12 protein-coding genes are annotated in these 13,892 nt (G+C 63.5%); 3 read left to right on the top strand and 9 right to left on the bottom strand.

The features are described from left to right. Positions 1 to 69: 69 nt before the first annotated feature. Positions 70 to 2,691 (bottom strand): ATP-dependent Clp protease ATP-binding subunit, encoded by a 2,622-nt coding sequence (locus tag AC1AV0_RS01605; protein WP_476570740.1) that lies wholly within the window; start codon positions 2,689 to 2,691, stop codon positions 70 to 72. Positions 2,692 to 2,838: 147 nt separating this feature from the next. On the opposite strand from AC1AV0_RS01605, the gene AC1AV0_RS01610 reads away from it, so the two are divergent. Beyond that, positions 2,839 to 3,810 carry a universal stress protein gene (locus AC1AV0_RS01610; protein ID WP_476570741.1) on the top strand — a complete coding sequence of 324 codons (972 nt, stop codon included), beginning with the start codon at positions 2,839 to 2,841 and terminating at the stop codon, positions 3,808 to 3,810. 276 nt (positions 3,811 to 4,086) lie between these two features. On the opposite strand, the gene AC1AV0_RS01615 is transcribed toward AC1AV0_RS01610, so the two are convergent. The 5 genes from AC1AV0_RS01615 to AC1AV0_RS01635 form a co-directional block, all read right to left on the bottom strand. After that, positions 4,087 to 5,460, bottom strand: coding sequence for a DUF3027 domain-containing protein (locus AC1AV0_RS01615; RefSeq protein WP_476570742.1), 1,374 nt, complete (start codon positions 5,458 to 5,460; stop codon positions 4,087 to 4,089). A 5-nt stretch (positions 5,461 to 5,465) separates the two neighbouring features. Beyond that, positions 5,466 to 5,855 carry a cold shock domain-containing protein gene (locus AC1AV0_RS01620; protein WP_072726406.1) on the bottom strand — a complete coding sequence of 130 codons (390 nt, stop codon included), beginning with the start codon at positions 5,853 to 5,855 and terminating at the stop codon, positions 5,466 to 5,468. Positions 5,856 to 5,906: 51 nt separating this feature from the next. Continuing rightward, positions 5,907 to 7,685 (bottom strand): HAMP domain-containing sensor histidine kinase, encoded by a 1,779-nt coding sequence (locus AC1AV0_RS01625; protein ID WP_476570938.1) that lies wholly within the window; start codon positions 7,683 to 7,685, stop codon positions 5,907 to 5,909. 155 nt (positions 7,686 to 7,840) lie between these two features. Continuing rightward, on the bottom strand, positions 7,841 to 8,572 hold the full coding sequence (locus tag AC1AV0_RS01630; protein ID WP_072726404.1) for a response regulator transcription factor: 732 nt from the start codon (positions 8,570 to 8,572) through the stop codon (positions 7,841 to 7,843). Positions 8,573 to 8,660: 88 nt separating this feature from the next. Next, a complete protein-coding gene (locus tag AC1AV0_RS01635; RefSeq protein WP_476570743.1) occupies positions 8,661 to 9,557 on the bottom strand; it encodes a TPM domain-containing protein in 897 nt (298 codons plus the stop codon). Positions 9,558 to 9,630: 73 nt separating this feature from the next. Here AC1AV0_RS01635 and AC1AV0_RS01640 point away from each other — a divergent pair, with 73 nt between their 5' ends. Further along, entirely contained in the window at positions 9,631 to 9,924 is a 294-nt protein-coding gene (locus AC1AV0_RS01640) for a WXG100 family type VII secretion target (protein ID WP_476570744.1), read from the top strand. Positions 9,925 to 10,075: 151 nt separating this feature from the next. Here AC1AV0_RS01640 and groL read toward each other — a convergent pair whose 3' ends face one another. The 3 genes from groL to AC1AV0_RS01655 all read right to left on the bottom strand — a co-directional run bounded on the left by groL (position 10,076) and on the right by AC1AV0_RS01655 (position 13,026). Next, positions 10,076 to 11,698 (bottom strand): chaperonin GroEL, encoded by a 1,623-nt coding sequence (gene groL / locus AC1AV0_RS01645; protein WP_476570745.1) that lies wholly within the window; start codon positions 11,696 to 11,698, stop codon positions 10,076 to 10,078. Positions 11,699 to 11,959: 261 nt separating this feature from the next. Continuing rightward, the gene (locus tag AC1AV0_RS01650; RefSeq protein WP_476570746.1) at positions 11,960 to 12,199 is read right to left on the bottom strand and encodes a cold-shock protein; all 240 of its coding nucleotides are present in this window, start codon (positions 12,197 to 12,199) and stop codon (positions 11,960 to 11,962) included. Between the two features lie 164 nt (positions 12,200 to 12,363). Continuing rightward, complete coding sequence (locus tag AC1AV0_RS01655) at positions 12,364 to 13,026, bottom strand: LytR C-terminal domain-containing protein (RefSeq protein ID WP_476570747.1); 663 nt, start codon at positions 13,024 to 13,026, stop codon at positions 12,364 to 12,366. Positions 13,027 to 13,151: 125 nt separating this feature from the next. Between AC1AV0_RS01655 and AC1AV0_RS01660 the strand changes: the two genes are divergently transcribed. Then, positions 13,152 to 13,859: a uracil-DNA glycosylase gene (locus AC1AV0_RS01660; RefSeq protein ID WP_476570748.1), complete on the top strand. Its 708-nt coding sequence runs from the start codon at positions 13,152 to 13,154 to the stop codon at positions 13,857 to 13,859. Positions 13,860 to 13,892: the final 33 nt, after the last annotated feature.

The raw sequence follows: 13,892 nt of genomic DNA on the forward strand, positions 1-13,892 counted from the left end.
GTGATCACACGAAGGACTCCCGTTTGTTGAGGTTCCGCGCCGGCCGCATGGACTTGGCACAGGAAATGACTACTCCTGCGACGGGGCGGAATCACCTTCGGCGGATTCGTTGGCTGCGGCGGCGTTGACGAGTTCGGACGGAGTGGTCTCCCCCGCTTCGGCACCGTCACCGGCACCGGCACCGGCACCATCGCCACCATCCGCAGGAGTCGCGTCTTCAAAAGCCTCGCCCTTGAAAACGAACTCGCCGAGGATGCCTTCGCCTTCCGCGTCGACCAGCACACGCTGACCGTCCTGCAGCTCACCCATGAGGATCTTCTCCGAAATGGCGTCCTCGATGTCGCGCTGGATCACGCGGCGCAGCGGACGCGCGCCGAGCAGCGGGTCGAAGCCCTTCTGCGCGAGCAGGTCCTTGGCGCCGGTGGTCAGTTCCAGCGACATGTGGCGGTCGAACAGACGATCGTTGAGCTGCTTGACGTCCAAATCGACGATCTGACGCACTTCGGGCTCGGTGAGCTGCTTGAACACGATGATGTCGTCCAGGCGGTTGAGGAACTCGGGGCGGAACTGCTGCTTGAGCTCGCTGGAGACCTGATCCTTCATGCGCTGGTAGCTCGACTCAGTGTTCGCGCCCAGGTTGAAGCCCGTGTTGGCGGCCTTCGCGATGTCGCGCGTACCCAGGTTGGTGGTCAGGATGATGATGGTGTTCTTGAAGTCCACCTTGCGTCCCTGGCCGTCGGTCAGGTGACCGTCGTCCAGCACCTGCAACAGCGTGTTGAAGATGTCCGGATGCGCCTTTTCGATCTCGTCGAACAGCACCACGGAGAACGGCTTGCGACGCACCTTCTCGGTGAGTTCGCCGCCCTCCTCGTAGCCCACGTAGCCCGGAGGCGCGCCGAAGAGTCGCGAGGCCGCGTACTTCTCGGAGAACTCCGACATATCCACACGGATCAGCGCGTCCTCGTCGTCGAACAGGAATTCGGCGAGCGTCTTGGCCAGCTCGGTTTTACCCACGCCGGTGGGGCCGGCGAAGATGAACGAACCGGAGGGGCGCTTCGGATCCTTGAGGCCCACGCGGGTGCGGCGGATCGAGCGGCTCAGCGCGCTCACGGCCTCGTCCTGGCCGATGATGCGCTTGTGCAGCTCCGCCTCCATGCCGAGCAGCTTCTTGGACTCTGCCTGGGTGAGCTTGAACACCGGGATGCCTGTGGTGGCGGAGATCACCTCGGCGATCACGTCCTCGTCCACAACCATCTTGACGTCGGATTCGCCCTCACGCCAGGCGTTCTCCTTCTCCTTGCGCTCCTGCTCCAGCTTCTCCTGGCTGTCGCGCAATTCGGCGGCCTTCTCGAAGTCCTGGTTCTTGATGGCCTCGTCCTTGTCTTTGGAGAGCTTGGCCACCTTGTCGTCCAGTTCCTTGAGCTCGGGCGGGGCGGTGAGGCGCTTGATGCGCAGGCGCGCGCCGGCCTCGTCGATCAGGTCGATGGCCTTGTCCGGCAGGTTGCGGTCCTGGATGTAGCGCGACGACAGCTCCGCGGAGGACTGGATGGCACCGTCCGTGATGGTCACGTGGTGGTGGTTCTCGTAACGCGAGCGCAGACCCTTCAAGATCTCGATGGTTTCGGCGATGGTCGGTTCCTGCACCTGGATGGGCTGGAATCGACGCTCCAGTGCCGCGTCCTTCTCGATGTACTTGCGGTACTCGTCGGTGGTGGTGGCGCCGATGGTCTGGAGTTCGCCGCGCGCCAGCATGGGCTTGAGCATGTCGGAGGCGCCCAGAGCGCCGTCCGCGGAGCCCGCGCCCACGATGGTGTGGATCTCGTCGATGAACAGCACGATGTCGCCGCGCGTCTTGATCTCCTTCAAGACCTTCTTCAGGCGTTCCTCGAAGTCGCCGCGGTAGCGCGAGCCGGCCACCATGGAGCCGAGGTCCAGCGAGTAGACCTGCTTGCCCCGCAGGGTCTCCGGCACGTCGCCGGCCTGGATCTTCTGCGCGAGTCCTTCGACCACGGCGGTTTTGCCCACGCCGGGTTCGCCGATCAGCACCGGATTGTTCTTGGTGCGGCGGGAAAGCACCACCATCACGCGTTCGATCTCGTTGGTGCGGCCGATCACCGGGTCCAGCTTGCCTTCGGCGGCTTCGGCTGTCAGATTGCGGCCGAACTGGTCGAGAATCGCGGAGCCGGTTTTGTTGCTCTTGTCAGACACGCTGCCCGCGTTCGCGAGTTCGCCCTTGCCGTCCGCTCCGTTGCCGGAATTGCCGCGGATCAGGTCGATGGTGGCGCCGCGCAGCTCGCCCAGGTCGACGTCCATTTTGATCAGCACCTGCGTGCCGACGCCTTCGCCCTCGCGAATCAGGCCGAGCAGGATGTGTTCGGTGCCGATATAGCTGTGTCCCAACTGCAGTGCCTCGCGCAACGAGAACTCGAGCACCTGCTTGGCGTGCGGCGTGAAGGGGATGTGCCCGTTCGGCGCCGCATTGCCTTTGCCGATCATCTCTTCGACCTGCTTGCGCGTCGCGTCGAGATCCACGCCCTTGGAGGCGAGCGCCTTGGCGGCCACGCCTTCGCCCTCGCGGATCAGGCCGAGCAGCAGGTGTTCGGTGCCGATGTAGTTGTGCTGGAGGGCACGAGCCTCCTCCTGCGCCAACACGATCACGCGCCGTGCACGGTCGGTAAACCGTTCGAACATGCTTGTCCTTCCTCAAATGACATTCCGTTTTACTCTACCGATTCACGGTGACGTTTCTTCCCGGTATTCCACGAATTGCGCTGACAACGCAAAGAAGTGGGCCCAAGGAACGTTATGCTTGGGGTATTGACGTGTTCTAGGGAGGGCATGATGACTGAACTAACCAACGCCATGGCCGACATCGTCGTCGGTGTGGACGGATCCGATGAATCCTTCGCGGCGCTGAAATGGGCGCTGAAAGAGGCCGGCCTGTCCGGGCAGAAGGTCAACGCCGTGTTCGGCTGGACGCATTCGTGGGATATGGGTTCGGAGCCGGATAGCGACGAGGCGTGGGCCAATCTGCGCCATGAAATCGCCTCGGAGCTGCGCGAATGGGTGGATAAGGCCTCCACCGACATTGATTTCGACCCGGAGAACCTCAAACTCACGTCGGTGAAGGCTTCGGGAACATCGGCGCTGTTGCAGATCGGCGAGAACGCCCAGCAGATCGTGGTTGGCCGCCGCTCCTTGGGCCGTGTGATGCGCTGGTTTATGGGTTCGCTGTCGGCCTCGCTCGCGCAGGAGGCGCAGGTTCCGGTGACTGTGGTGCGCATTATGGACGACGAGGACGCCTCCGTGCAGGATGAGATCGCCAACGCGCTGACTCCCACCGATGTGACCGTGCGTCACGTGCAGCCCCAACGCCCGCCGGTCGAGGGCGTGCGGCCCGTGGTGGTGGGGGTGGATGGCTCATCCACCTCGCATCACGCGTTGCGGTTCGCCGTTAACGAGGCGCATCTGCATCACGCGCCGTTGAATGTTATGTTCTGCTGGCAGTTGAAGGATTTGGGTGCGATTCCCGGCTATGAGAACGCGGTCGCGCCGGTTGAGGTCGGGCAGCGTCGCGCCGAGGAAATCCTCGCGCAGATGGTTGCGCAGACGGAGATCCCCGGCGATGTGCCGGTCACCACGAATGCGTTCCATATTCCGGCGTCCAAAGGTCTGATCGCGGCCTCGCGGTACGCGAGCCATCTGGTCGTCGGATCTCGAGGCCTGTCCGGTTTGGACGCGCACTTCCTGGGATCGGTGTCCAAGCAGATCGTCAATTTCGCCGAATGCACCGTCACCGTCGTCCACTAACGATTATGCCCCGCACATTCCCTCCGGGGATGGCGTAAACCCCATCCCTCCAACGGGTTCTGAGAGTTTGGTGTGTCGGGGCTTTGAGACCCACTCGTGTAGAACGATTGATTCTCGAGTTTGGTGTGGAAAATCGGCCGCGTCCAGCAAATCCGACACACCAAACTCGTCATCACCTCATAATCCGGATGGCTGGGACGCATATTGGGGCGCATAACATAGAAGCCGCCGTGCAATCACTCGCACGGCGGCTTACACATATAACGAGGAATCCGTTTACTCTTCGACGGATTCGTCGGATTCTTTCATCGGAGCCGCATCGTCCTTGTTTTCGGCTTCAGACGCAACGGCGGAGTCATCCGACTCAGCGGGGACGTCGATATCGCCGGAGTCCTCAGCCTCATCGATTCCATCGGCGCTATCGGCTTCGTCGGAATCACCGGCACCATCAACGTCATCGGAGTCATCCGACTCATCGGAGTCGCTGGAATCCTCGGAATCGTCACTCTCGTCGGACTCGGAGGGCTCATCGTTTTCGGCCAGATCGATGACGGCTTCCACAGCGGGCTCGTCGTTCGACTCGGCGGAATCCTCATCCTCCACGGCGGAGGCGGGCACGGCCTGCGCTTCGATATCCGCTTCGGTGGCCTCGGCCTCCTCGTCCAACTCCTCCTCAAGCAGTTCGACCTGCACGCGTTCCTCGCGCGGCGCTTGGGCCACCACATCGATATGCAGATCGTCGTAGGCGGGCTTGGACTGCACCCACAAACGCCCCGGCTCGGGAGGCTCGATTTCGGAATGTTCGCCGCAGCCATGGTCGAGCGAGACCACACGTCCGTCGTCCGGGCTCCACTTGTTGGCGCATACGCCGAACATCAGGTTCAGCTCGCCCTGCAGCGGCACGAAGAAGCCGCAGGTGGAGCACAAGTTGCCGCTGGCGGTTTTGGTCGAAAGCGACTTCGGACCACGCGGACCCTCATACCAGCGCTTCGCCGTCTGGGCGCGCCCCAACGGGGTGAGCACGCGGCGGCGCGACAGTTCGAAGGCCTCGACGGCCTCGGCCATATCCTCAGGCGAGGTGACGGATTCGGACTCGCCCTCGCGGACAGCCTCACCCACGGATGCAGATTCACCAGCGGATTCAGTCCCGTCAGAAGGTTCCTCGCCCGAAGACGCTGATTCCTCCGCGGTCTCTCCCCCGACCACCGGTTCCGTCGCACGGAAAGTTCCGTCAGCCTCATCAGAAGCAGCATCAGCCTCAGCAGCGGAATCACCCTCGGCTTCGGCGGAGGCAACCCCATCCTCCAAACGCGGATCGTCGGGCTCGGTGCCGAGCGCATCCGTCGGGGAGAGATCGGTGGGCTCCAAACGGTCCTTCCACGGAATCCACGCCGGCGGCATCAGCGCCTGGTCGGTGGGCACCAACGAGGATTCGTTCACGGTCCAGTTGTCGAGCTCCTCGTCGTGGTACAGCGTGACCGACCACTGCCAGCCCTCATACCCGCGAACATTCGACTGGAATCGATAGTCGGTGACGTGGTCATCCAGTGCGACGGCGGTGACGAAGCCGCCCACATGCTCGGGCTCGTCGGCGACTTCGATAGCCACCGCCTGGGCGATGGCTTGGGGGTCGAGTGCGGTATCGGTCATACGTTTCAGTCCTGTACGTCGAAGTTGTCCGCCACGGCGCGCAGCAGCGTGGCCAGCTTCTTGCTTTCCTGGGCGTTCGGGTAATGATGGCGGCGCAGCGTGTTGCCGGCGTCATCCAACAGCTTGATCAGATCCTCGCAGATCGCGGCCATATCGTCGGGCTTGGGGCGCGTGGCCTTGACCAGCGAGGGAGCGGACGCCACCAGCGTCAATCCCATCACCTGCGGCCCTCGGCGGCCCTCCACAACGGAATACTCCACCTTCGCGCCCTTGCGCAACGTGGTGACGCCGGCGGGCAAAGCGGTCGCCGGCAGGAACACATCCTTACCTTCCTCACTGGTGATGAAGCCATAACCTTTGGCTGCGTCGAACCAACGAACTCGACCGGTGGGCATGTCCAGACCTCTCTTATCTCAATGCGAATAGAACCGACAGGCTATTCTACCTCACATCTCCTGACCTGCGCCACGTCGACGCTTTGGGCGAACCGCGGCGGAGGCTGCGGCGGAGGCCATAGCAGTACTCGGCACCACCTGTTCGATGGGCAGCACCACGGTGAAGGTCAGACCGCCACCGGGGGTGGCCGTGGCGCAGATGAAACCGCGGTGCGCCTTGACCACCGACTGCGCGATGGCCAGGCCCAATCCGGTGCCTCCCTTGTCGCGGGCGCGCGAAGGGTCGGCGGTGTAGAAACGTTCGAAGATCTGCGAGCGCGACTCGTCCGGCACGCCCGGGCCATGGTCGGAGAAACGGACCACGGCGTACCGATAGCCGATGGGCATGGATTCGGCCACTTCCGCGGCTTCGATGAAGCGCCGCAGCGACTGGTCGCTGGAGGGCAGTTTCGCCAGCTGGATCGGGTCGATGGCGGCCGTGATCACGCCCACTCCCGCCTCGGCCGGGGAGTCGGCGGGCGTGTATCGATGGATGTTGCCCACGATGTTGGTGACGACCTGGCGCAGGCGCGAGGCGTCTCCCGGCACCGTTACCTGGAGCGGTTCGTCGTCGGTGAACATCAGTTGCGCGCCCTGTGATGAGCCCGCCGCACTCGCTGCGCCCGTCGTATCCAATCGCAGAGTGCCAAGGCTGATGCCGCGCTCGGGGTCGAGAGCGTGCAGGTCGTCGGTGGCGTCGCGCACCACGGAGGTGAGCTTCACCGTGCCGGTCACGTCGATGCCGCGGCCTTCGTCGAGGCGGGCCAGCGACAGCAGGTCTTCTACGAGCACGGTCATGCGCGCGCTGGATTTCTCGATATGGCTGATGGATTCGTCGGCGCGCTCCAGCGCTCCCGGCATGTCGCGCTGCATGGTGTACAGCTCGGCGTAGCCGTGGATGGCGGCCAGCGGGGTGCGCAGCTCGTGGCTGGCGTCGGAGACGAAGCGTTTCATTTTCGCCGTCGTCTCCTCCTGCTCATGGAAGCTGGATTCGATGCGGGTGAGCATGGTGTTCAGCGAGGCGGAGAGGGAGCCGACCTCCGTGTTCTCCGGCGCTTCGGGCACGCGTTGGCTTAAGTCGCCGGCGGCGATTTTTGCGGCGGTTTTCTCGATGCGTTTCAGCGGCGCCATCGTGCGTTGCATCACCAACGTGGCGATGGATCCGCCGAGCAGCATCACCGCGATGCCGACGATCACGCAGTAGCGGGTAAGCGTGTTCATCGTGTCGATCTGGTCGCTTAAGGACAGGCCGATGTAGACGATGCCGCGCACCTGGTTGTTCTCCACCCATTGCATGGCCAGCACGCGCCAGGGGGCTCGGGCGGCGTTGAGGGTGGATCGGTCCACGGAGCCGAGGGAGCTGGTCAGCAGGCCGCTGCTTTCCTCATCGTTCGCGCCGTCTGATTCGTTTGAATCGCTGCGGTTGTCGGAGCTGGGGAACACGAAGCGCTGCACGATCGCCGAGGTGGTGAACGGCTCGCCTAGCGTGATGTCGGAGGTGTCTCCGCTGGTCGGCAGGGCCGGCATGGAGACGATGTCGTCTTTCAGACGCGGCAGCAGCGCGACCACCGTTTTGGGGTTGCCGTTGTCGTCCACGGTGCCGTCGGTGTATTGGATCTGCAGAAAATACGAGTTCAGTCCGCTGGTGCCGCCGGTGGTTTGGCTGAGCAGGTCGATGTTGCGGAACACCAGATCGCGCTGCTGCACCAACTGTCGGTCGGTGCGTTCCAGCACGTAGCTGCCGACCAGCGTGCGGATCGACAGGGTGATGACGGAGATGCCGACCAGCATCACCACCACCGTGCACACCACGAGTTTGGTGCTCAGCGACACCCGGTCGAAATGACCGAAGAACAAACGCTGGAACCAGTTGGGCGTGCGAGGCTGCTGCTTGGTCGCGTCGTCCGGGGCTGACTGCTGCTGCGGCGTCGTCACTGCGTCTCGCCTTAGCCCTTGGGTTCGCGGATCATATAGCCGATGCCACGCTTGGTTTCGATCAGCGGGGTGACTTTGCGCGTCTCGCCGTTCTCGTCGGTGAATTCCACGCCGTCGACCTTCTTGCGCAGGTAGGAGATGTAGCTTTCGACGATGGCCGCATCCCCGCCCCAGTCATACTGCCACACATGGTCGAGGATCTGCGCTTTGGAGAGCACGCGGCCCTCGTTGTCCATCAGATAGCGCAGCAGCTTGTATTCGGTGGGGCTCAGGTCGACGGGCTGGCCGGCGCGGGTCACGTCGTGCGAATCCTCGTTGATCTCCAGGTCGGCCACGCGGATGATCGGATCGTCCTCGATCTGCTCACGGGTGCGACGCAGGATGGCGCGGATGCGGGCCACGACCTCCTCAAGACTGAACGGCTTGGTGACGTAGTCGTCGCCGCCGACGGTCAGGCCCATCACCTTGTCTTGGGTGTCGTCGCGCGCTGTGAGGAACAACACGGGCGCGTCGATGCCCTCCTGGCGGATACGACGGGTCACGGTGAATCCGTCGATGTCCGGGAGCATCACATCGAGCACGATCAGGTCGGGCTGGACCTTTTCGATCACTTCGATGGCTTGGGAGCCGGAGGCGGCGGTGCTCACCTCGAACCCTGCGAAATGCAGGGAGGCCACCAGCAGTTCGCGGATGGAGGGCTCGTCGTCGACAACTACAATCGATGCTTCAATAGGCTTGCTCATGGGTTCAAGAGTGGTCCGTCTGACTGAACGTTTCCTGAATACCGTCTTGAAGTTCCGTATCTTCCATCTCGATGGACTCGCCGGGAGTCTAGGATTCAGCTGAATCGACGGCGGATTCACCGGGTTCACCGGCCTCTTCAGATGCCTCGGAGGCATCGGTTTCGCCGATTTCGCCAGCATCGTCTGGCTCGTCGATTTCGTCGGTCGCATCGGATTCGTCGGATTCTTCGGACTTCGCCGAATTCTTACGACGCCCATGCCTCCGGCGGCGCTTGCCCGAACCACGGCGGCGCATCACGACGACCACGACGGCAGCCACCAGAAGCAACGCCACCACGCCTCCGGCGATGGCCACGCCGAGCATAATCGGCGCGTTGGCCGAACTCGTATGCAGCACGGTGATCTCATCCATCATGGCGATGGCCGACTGCGACCAGTTGGGCGTGCTTTCCATCAGCGGCTGCTGCGCCGCGTCGGACAGCGCGTCCACGGCGGTCTGGCTTTTGAGCCATTCCTCGGAGTTGGACGACACCGCCACCACCAGATTGCCGTCGTTGGAGGCGACGGCCAGCATCACCGTATTGGGGTCCGGATCGAGGTATTCCAGCACATCGCCGGCCCATGTGGCGGGATCCTCCTCGCTGTTGAAGCTCGACAGATACATCAGACGCACCGTCACACCGGTGGTTTCCTTGACCTGGTCGATGGCGTCGGTGACTTCGGCCACATGCGTGCCCAGCAGGTTGCCCGTGTCGGTGATGTTCTCCGTAACCGTGATGCCGCTGCTCTGGCTGTCGTCCACGGTATCCGTCGCCTCGTCCGCGAAGGCACCGGGAGTTATCCACATGCACAATACCGCGGCCAACAACGCGCAAACGGCCGTATACAGCCATTTCGAACCTTTTTCGCGTCGAAGGGACACGCCGAAGGGCGAGGCTGGAACCACCATGGTCGTTTTTTCCACCGTGCGAATCGTTTCTGTCATACGCTCCACCTTAGCGGCCGGTGATGCCAACGCCGACCGTCGAAAACGACTTTTGGCATGGAAAGGAGCAGTCATGCCCCAGTATCAGGTGGATTCGGAACGCATCCAATCCTCATCGGCCGCGGTATGCGCCTCGATCTCGCAGATCAGACAGGCGGTGGGCGGCATGTACGCCAATCTCAACGAGCTGCAGAACGCTTGGCGGGGTTCGGCGGCCACCCAGTTCACCACCGTGGCGGCGCAATGGCGTGCCGCGCAACAGCAGATGGAAGCCTCGCTGGAATCCATTCAACGCGCGCTCACCCAAGCCTCCGCCGTGTACGCCGAGGCGGAAACCCAGGCATCGCGCCTGTTCACGGTCGGATGACCCACGTTTGGCCGGCCCCACAAAGACGGCCGCTCAATGGCGAAATCCGCCCGGATATGACGAAGCCCGCCTCCCCTTTGTCGGGAAAGCGGGCTTCGTTATGAATCACTTACACCGTGCGCTCAGCCGCACGATGTGAGACGATCTGGGTTTAGTAGCCCATGTCGGCGCCCGGAGCGGGAGCCGCCGGCGGTTCCGGCTTGTTGGCCACCACGGCTTCGGTAGTCAGGAACAGGCCGGCGATGGAGGCGGCGTTCTGCAGGGCGGAACGGGTCACCTTGACCGGGTCGGCGACGCCGGCGGCCAGCAGGTCCTCGTACTCGTTGGTGGCGGCGTTGAAGCCGGTGCCCTCGGGCAGCTCGCGCACCTTGTTGAACACCACGTCGCCGGAGACGCCGGAGTTCTCGGCGATCTGCTTGATCGGGGCCTCGATGGCGCGGAACACGATGGCGGCGCCGGTGGCCTCCTCGCCGGTCAGCGAGGTGATGGCCGCATCGGACTCGGCCTTCTTGGCGGCCTGGACGAGGGCCACGCCACCGCCGGGCAGCAGGCCTTCCTCGATGGCGGCCTTGGCGTTGCGCACGGCATCCTCGATGCGGTGCTTGCGCTCCTTGGCCTCCACCTCGGTGGCGGCGCCGACCTTGATGACGGCCACACCGCCGGCCAGCTTGGCCAGGCGCTCCTGCAGCTTCTCGCGGTCGTAGTCGGAGTCGGTGTTCTCGATCTCGGCGCGGATCTGGGCCACGCGGGCGGCGACATCCTCGGTGGAGCCGGCGCCGGAGACGATGGTGGTCTCATCCTTGGAGACGATGACCTTCTTGGCGGAGCCGAGCACGGAGACGTCGACGGAGTCGAGCTTCAGACCCAGCTCGTCGGACACCACCTGGGCGCCGGTCAGGATGGCCATATCCTGCAGCATGGCCTTGCGGCGGTCGCCGAAGCCCGGAGCCTTGACGGCGCAAGACTTGAAGGTGCCGCGGATGTTGTTGAGGATCAGGGTCGGCAGCGCCTCGCCGTCGACGTCCTCGGCGATGATCAGCAGCGGCTTGCCGGACTTCATGACCAGCTCGGCCACGTGCACGATGTCCTGCTGGGAGCTCACCTTGCCGGAGGTCAGCAGGATGTAGGGCTCGTCCAGAACGGCGGTCTGGTCCTCGGCGTTGGTCACGAAGTAGGGGGCGATGTAGCCCTTGTCGAAGCGCATGCCCTCGGTGAAGTCGAGGTCCAGGCCGAAGCGGTTGTTGTCCTCGACGGTCACGACGCCGTCCTGGCCGACCTTGTCGAGCGCTTCGGCGATCTTCTCGCCGACTTCCGGATCGGCGGCGGAGATGGTCGCGGTGGCGGCGATCTGCTCCTTGGTCTCGACGTCCTTGGCGGCGGCGACGAGTTCCTTGACGATGGTTTCGGTGGCCTTCTCGATGCCGCGGCGCAGCGCGATCGGGTTGGAACCGGCGACCACGTTCTTCAGGCCCTCATGCACGAGGGACTGGGCGAGCACGGTGGCGGTGGTGGTGCCGTCGCCGGCGACGTCGTCGGTCTTCTTGGCGACTTCCTTGACCAGCTCGGCGCCGATGCGCTCGAACGGATCATCCAGATCGATCTCCTTGGCGATGGAAACGCCGTCATTGGTGATGGTCGGCGCGCCGTAGGCCTTGTCGAGCACGACGTTGCGGCCCTTGGGTCCCAGCGTGACCTTCACGGTGTTGGCGAGCTTGTCGAGGCCCGCGAGCATTCCCTGACGGGCATCCTCTTGATACGCAATGATCTTTGCCATGGTGTGTTGTTCCTCCAAATGGCTAATGGACTGGTTCTCACCCGACGGACAGCGGGGCGGCAACCGGCCGTCAGCCACCGATTGTCACTCTCACGCCTCGAGTGCTAATTGAGGAGATTAGCACTCTCGACACTCGAGTGCCAACATCGCGCGCGACGATTGCGCCAAGGGCATGAAAACAGACATAGAAAAAGCCCCGGTCGCTCAAGGCGAACCGGGACTTCACAACATGATTATGGCTTAATGCAGACGCCTGCGCGTTCAGCTCTCCGTCTCTTCGGCGGAGGCGATTTTGACGACCTCCTCGGCCTGGGCGCCCTTGCCACCGGCAGCGGGCCTATATTCCACGCGATCGCCCTCATAGAGCATTTTGAACTTGCCGTCACCGCCGTCTTCTTTGATTTCCGAGTAGTGCACGAACACATCCTCGCCGCCATCGTCGGGGTGGATGAATCCAAATCCCTTCTTGGCTAGAAAGAATTTCACGGTACCCTGCGTCATAGTTGATCTTTCCTTCGTTCCCATTTGCGCGACTCATGTCAGGGAATGTAGAAAGAACCGCATCGCGCTCCCCCTACCTCGCGACTGATGCCCCATTGTAGCGTGTCTGACAGCGTGTCACAGGGCGTGTCGGAGATAAACGGGGGTGGGTCCCACGAAAAACCTCAGCTCAGCAGCATCACGGTGATGGGAGACGTAAGTCCTTCCGCCTGCTCGACGGCGGTGATGCCCAGTGTGGCCGCCACATCCTCGGCGGTGGCGCGGTCGGTCTCGTTCTGGTACCACACCACCGTGGACGCCGGCACCGTGCCCGCAGGATTCTCCGCGGTGACGTTGGCATATCCTGCGGATTGCAGCACGCCCGCCTGCTGGGCGGCGTATCCCTGGATGCCGGTGGCGTTGACCACGCTCACGGCGGTTTCTTTGTTCACAGTGGACTGGGTCTGATCCTCGGTGGTGGTCTGATCCTGCTGCTCGCCGTCGGTGGAACCGTCCGTGCCGGTCTGCGCATCCGAGTCGGCGGCATCCGTTCCATCCGAGGCGTCCGTGCCGTCGGTGGTGGCCGAGTCATCCGCATCGGTCTGGTCGTCGGCGGTCTGCGAAGTGTCGGAGGACTGCCACGGGAAGCGCACATTCGCCAACTCGCCCGAGAACACGCCCCACGCGCCGAGGCCGAACAGGGCGGCGACCAGCACGACGACGATATACGGCATCACACGCGAACCCAGCGAGCGCGGTCCGCGGTGCACACCGACAGGACCCTTCGGCGGATTGTCGAACGCGTCCCTGTTGTAGTCCTCATACGTCGTTTTATCAGTGCGTGCCATAATCGTCACCCTTCCGTTCAAACTATCCACGAGTGTAACCGGATTGACCGAAATCGGCATCTCACGGCACGCGGCATGCACCGGATATGCACGTTTTGCCCCGTGCTTCTTCTACAGTGGAGCGCATGAACGCGCATGTCAAACCGCTACAGCAGCTGATCGAACCGGGTTGGGCCCAGGCCTTGGCCGATGTGGAGCCCACGGTCCACCGCATGGGCGACTTCCTGCGGGCCGAAACCGCCGCGGGCCGCCCCTGGCTGCCGGCAAGCGCGAATATCCTGCGCGCCTTCACCTTGCCCTTCGATTCGATCAAAGTGCTGATCGTGGGCCAGGACCCCTACCCCACGCCGGGCCATCCGGTGGGATTGAGCTTCTCCGTGGCGCCCGACGTGCGGCCGCTGCCGAAAAGCCTGATCAATATCTATAAGGAGCTCGCCTCCGACCTGGGTCTGCCCGCGCCCGCCAACGGCGATCTGACGCCGTGGACCGAACGCGGGGTGATGCTGCTCAACAGATGCCTCACCGTCGGTGTGGGCCAGCCCAACAGCCATCAGGGCAAGGGGTGGGAGGAGGTGACCGAGGCCGCGATCCGCGCGTTGAACGCCCGCGTCGACGAGCAGGGCCGCCCGCGCCCGCTGGTGGCGATTCTGTGGGGACGCAACGCGCAAAGCCTCGAACCGCTGCTGACGAACGCCGCCATCATCAAGTCGCCGCATCCGAGCCCGCTGTCGGCCTCGCGTGGATTCTTCGGCTCCAGGCCGTTCTCGCGCGCCAATGCCGCGTTGGCCGCCATGGGGGCCGAACCCGTGGATTGGTCGCTGCCCACGGCCTGACGAAAGCGGCTGTATTCCGCCATTTTTCGGCTT

The organism is Bifidobacterium sp. LH_558 (genome assembly GCF_056356295.1).